The 1,695-nt window shown below is 52.2% G+C and carries 3 protein-coding genes and 1 pseudogene; 3 read left to right on the top strand and 1 reads right to left on the bottom strand.

The window, feature by feature from the left end:
• The 3 genes and pseudogenes from IQ273_RS36270 to IQ273_RS33015 form a co-directional block, all read left to right on the top strand.
• A pseudogene (locus IQ273_RS36270) lies at positions 1 to 155 on the top strand (class D beta-lactamase); the annotation flags it as partial.
• A 71-nt stretch (positions 156 to 226) separates the two neighbouring features.
• Positions 227 to 583, top strand: a complete 357-nt coding sequence (locus IQ273_RS33020; protein WP_194027293.1) for a transposase family protein — start codon at positions 227 to 229, stop codon at positions 581 to 583.
• Positions 584 to 725: 142 nt separating this feature from the next.
• On the top strand, positions 726 to 1,214 hold the full coding sequence (locus tag IQ273_RS33015) for a 2'-5' RNA ligase family protein (RefSeq protein ID WP_228054375.1): 489 nt from the start codon (positions 726 to 728) through the stop codon (positions 1,212 to 1,214).
• 78 nt (positions 1,215 to 1,292) lie between these two features.
• Here IQ273_RS33015 and IQ273_RS33010 read toward each other — a convergent pair whose 3' ends face one another.
• Positions 1,293 to 1,535 carry an NfeD family protein gene (locus IQ273_RS33010; RefSeq protein ID WP_194027291.1) on the bottom strand — a complete coding sequence of 81 codons (243 nt, stop codon included), beginning with the start codon at positions 1,533 to 1,535 and terminating at the stop codon, positions 1,293 to 1,295.
• Positions 1,536 to 1,695: the final 160 nt, after the last annotated feature.

The raw sequence follows: 1,695 nt of genomic DNA, 5'->3' as shown, positions 1-1,695 counted from the left end.
GGGTAGGGTGGGTCGAGTGGCCAACAGGTCCTGTGTTCTTCGCTCTCAATATGGATACGCCAAACCGACTAGACGACCTCTATAAAAGAGAGGAAATTACACGCGCTATCTTGCAATCCATTGATGCATTGCCTGCGGAAGAAAATTCCAAATAGCGTTATCTTGTCAGCACATCCTAGCCAGCGTATTCTATAGAAGATAAGAGTGGTGTGTCCTGACGAGTGCCATGCTCAGTATTGACCGTGTGCTCCGCCAAGACAGGCTGCTGCGGGCGTTAACAGGCTTGAAACGAAAAGCGTTCGAGGCGCTCTTGCCCAGGTTTAGCGCAGTCTATCAGCAACGTTTACTCAATCGGCCCCGGCAGCGTGCCATCGGTGGAGGTCGCAAGTCGCGGCTACATCGCCCTCAAGACAAGTTGTTTTACATCTTGTTCTACTTCAAGTGCTATCCGACCTTCGATGTGGCTGGGGTGTTGTTCAATATCGACCGTAGCCAAGCTTGCACTTGGATGCATCGCCTGCAACCAATTCTCGAAGCCGCTTTCGGGGAGCACCTCGTCTTAACCCGAGCGCAAACTGGATAGCGTTGAGGCGTTCATTGAGCGCTTTCCAGCATGGAACTTCTACCTGATGACTGCTTAAGACCAGCGCCAAAACAGAGCCACTGCCAGTAAAGCTAGCTATTTCAGTTATTTCCTAACAGCTCTAATGAGTACTTCTCTGCTTTTGACACTAAAGTTGGACCAAACCACGTTCGAGCGAGCCAACACGCTGCGCCAGCAGCACTTTCCTCCAGAGCGTAATGTCGTGCCTGCCCACGTTATTTTGTTTCACCAGCTGCCGGGCGATCGCGAATCGGCTATTTTCCACAGCTTAGAAACCCTGTGCGCCCAGACAGAACCCTTTCCAATTTCCTTGCCCTCGCTCCAGTTTCTGGGCAACGGCGTCGCCATCAGCGTTCATTCGCCTGCGCTGATGCAATTACACAAAACTCTGGCAACCACCTGGGACGAGTGGCTCATTCCCCAAGATCGCCAGGGCTACCGCCCGCACATCACCATTCAAAACAAAGTGAAACCCGAAACGGCCCGCCAGCTCTACGAAGAACTGGACGCGCAATGGCAACCTATGACGGGACGGGGTGAAGGCTTGTTGCTGTGGCACTACCACAAGGGACCGTGGGAGTTAGCCAAGGAATTTTGCTTTGCCCAATAGCTCATGTTTTGGGTTGTAAAAGGAGTTGTTGGGGAAAGAGAACCGCCCATGAAAGGGGGACGTCACGTACGAGTGATTTTAGGAAACAATGGGTTGCACAATCAGTGTGTTACCTTGCCGACCGATGACGGTAACTTCCATACCGGACGGTAGCGATCGCGCATCGGCACAAATTCCAAACCAGTAAGTTGCCTGGTAGCGCACACGCCCCCGTCGATTTGGGTTGATGGCCTGCTCGACATAGCCTTTTACCTGCGTCGATACGCCAGGATAGGTTTGAGCGAGGGATTGTACCGTCTGAAAGCTTTTAGGGTTCAACATTACAGGTTTTCTCCTGTGAACTGAATCAGGAATCGATGAAGGCCGGGCAGTTCGTTGTTCGGCTGGCTCGAACTGCCTGGCTCTCTATGTTGCCAATGGGTTTTGGCGAAGCGATGACGTTAACCAACAAATCGTTGATTAACCGCCACCACCACCACCA

The sequence above is a fragment of the Nodosilinea sp. LEGE 07298 genome, assembly GCF_015207265.1.
Classification (GTDB): domain Bacteria; phylum Cyanobacteriota; class Cyanobacteriia; order Phormidesmidales; family Phormidesmidaceae; genus Nodosilinea.
This window is presented reverse-complemented; position numbering and strand designations above follow the sequence as displayed.